This is a genomic window from Pseudonocardia pini, assembly GCF_013870575.1.
Classification (GTDB): domain Bacteria; phylum Actinomycetota; class Actinomycetes; order Mycobacteriales; family Pseudonocardiaceae; genus Pseudonocardia; species Pseudonocardia pini.
Map to the genome: position 1 here is coordinate 1 of NZ_JACBXB010000964.1, position 1,773 is coordinate 1,773.

A 1,773-nucleotide genomic window follows, 5' to 3' on the forward strand; every position below is an offset into this window, starting at 1 on the left:
AGCGTCCGCGCCCTAGTGAACGCCTGCCGGCACCGGAACTCGGGAGCCGGTCGAGGACCCGGACGCGATGGCCGTCGGCCTCCAACGCACCCCGCACCGCCTCCCAGGCCCAGCCGCCGCCCCACGCCCCGTGCACCAGCACGAATTCCGTCATGCCGGGAGGGTCGACGCGCGTCGGGCGCCGTGCACTGGGGAGATGTACGTAGTGCCCGGGCCCTACAGGCCCAGCTGCTTGCGGAGCTCGTCGAGCTTGGCCTTGCCCTTCTCCTCGCGTTCGGCGAACTTCTTCTCCGCCTCCTCGACCTCCTTCGTGCGCAGCTCCTCCCAGCCCATCGCCGTGGCGGACCTGCCCTCGATCTTGTCCCGCACGTAGTCCAGCGTCGGGACGCCCTGGTCGGTGTAGTCCGTGGACACGGCGGGCGGCGGCGGGGTGAGGGCGGTGGGCTCGACGACCTCGGCGTCCACGATGTCGTCGTCCACCGGCACGGGTGTCCTCTGCGGGTCGGGCGGGTTCTCGGACTCGGGCATGGTGCCTCCCTCGGCTCGGGTTCCACGCTACCGATCCGCCACACTGCACGGGTGCGGGTGCGGGAGGTGGTGGTCGTGTTCGACTCCGCCTGTCCGCGCTGCTCGCGGATCGCGCGCGAGCTGCCGGACTGCCTCACGGTGAGGGTCCGCGCGCGGGCCTGCACCGAGCCGCGGCTCGCGGAGGTCTACCCCAACCTGCCCGCGGCCGTGGCGGGGTGTCGCATCCCCGCCGTCGGGATACTCCGGACGGACGGACAGGTGCGCTGGTGGACGGGCCTGCGCGGCGCCGTCGGGCTGCTGCCGGTGCTGCGGCCGGGTGCGCTGCCCCGCGCGCTGCGGCTGTTGCGGACGGCGACATAGCGGGTGCCCCGCCGTCCGTCAAGGGTACCGGCGACCATACAGATGATCATGGAATCGGCCGACGATCTCCCTCGTCACCAGAACACCGACCTCAGGGAGACCGGCATGACTCAGCGACTCCGCAGGACCGCCGCGGTGGCGGGCATCGCTCTCGCCCTCACCGTCGGCGCGGCCACGCCCGCCTTCGCGACCGTCCACAACGAGAGCGACACCCAGACCCGCTGGGTCACCCACAACGCCACCCAGACCGTGGTGAAGATGGAGTCGCGCAAGAACGGTGACCACCAGGCGGTGTACGTCCAGGTGGTGAAGGGTCCGCTCGAGGTCCAGGCGCGGGCGAAGTGTGCCCGCCGCGACGGCGGCACGCGGTGGTACCAGTCGACGATCGCGGTGGGCGTCGGCCAGGGCGCGTCGCACTACGACTGCGACAACAACGGCACCTACAACTTCGAGCTGGTCGGCATGGGGGTCGACTTCCTCGACTGACCCGGGCGGCGGAGGTAACGGCCGCCGGGTTCGGGCCGAGCCCGGAGGCGAACTGATCATGTGACGGAGGGTTGGGCATGCTGGGTGGGACACGGGGATGGGCCAGGTTCGGGGCGGTCGCGGCGGTGGTGTGCGGGGTGTTCGCGGTCAACCTGGGATCGGCGGCGGCCGCCCCGACCGGCAGCTTCACGGCCTGTCCGCCCGTCATGAAGGAGACGATGACGCACCCCTGGTGCGTCGCCGCGCTCAACCAGAAGCTCAACCACGTCAACCCCGCCCACGCGCTCGACCCCTGGGCCACGACCTACGACTGGCGGACCCGGGTCGCCGTCCTTGACTTCCAGGGCACGCACGGGCTGCGGGCGGACGGCGTGGGGGGCCTTCGTCCTCGGCTGGCAC

At 71.9% G+C, this 1,773-nt stretch carries 4 protein-coding genes; 3 read left to right on the forward strand and 1 reads right to left on the reverse strand.

The window, feature by feature from the left end; translation table 11 throughout:
- Window positions 1-216: 216 nt before the first annotated feature.
- Window positions 217-528 (reverse strand): hypothetical protein, encoded by a 312-nt coding sequence (locus H5J29_RS31365; RefSeq protein WP_181784550.1) that lies wholly within the window; start codon window positions 526-528, stop codon window positions 217-219.
- 51 nt (window positions 529-579) lie between these two features.
- On the opposite strand from H5J29_RS31365, the gene H5J29_RS31370 reads away from it, so the two are divergent.
- The 3 genes from H5J29_RS31370 to H5J29_RS31380 form a co-directional block, all read left to right on the forward strand.
- Window positions 580-888, forward strand: a complete 309-nt coding sequence (locus H5J29_RS31370; RefSeq protein ID WP_246394530.1) for a hypothetical protein — start codon at window positions 580-582, stop codon at window positions 886-888.
- 105 nt (window positions 889-993) lie between these two features.
- A complete protein-coding gene (locus H5J29_RS31375) occupies window positions 994-1,374 on the forward strand; it encodes a hypothetical protein (RefSeq protein ID WP_181784551.1) in 381 nt (126 codons plus the stop codon).
- Between the two features lie 77 nt (window positions 1,375-1,451).
- Window positions 1,452-1,773 (forward strand): peptidoglycan-binding domain-containing protein (locus H5J29_RS31380; protein ID WP_220188174.1); only part of this gene is annotated, 322 nt, incomplete at its 3' end.

What these genes read in the sequence shown, in the direction of transcription:
- H5J29_RS31375 (WP_181784551.1), top strand. Translation starts at nt 994, where the DNA reads ATGACTCAGCGACTCCGCAGGACCGCCGCGGTGGCGGGCATCGCTCTC.
- H5J29_RS31365 (WP_181784550.1), bottom strand. Translation starts at nt 528, where the DNA reads ATGCCCGAGTCCGAGAACCCGCCCGACCCGCAGAGGACACCCGTGCCG.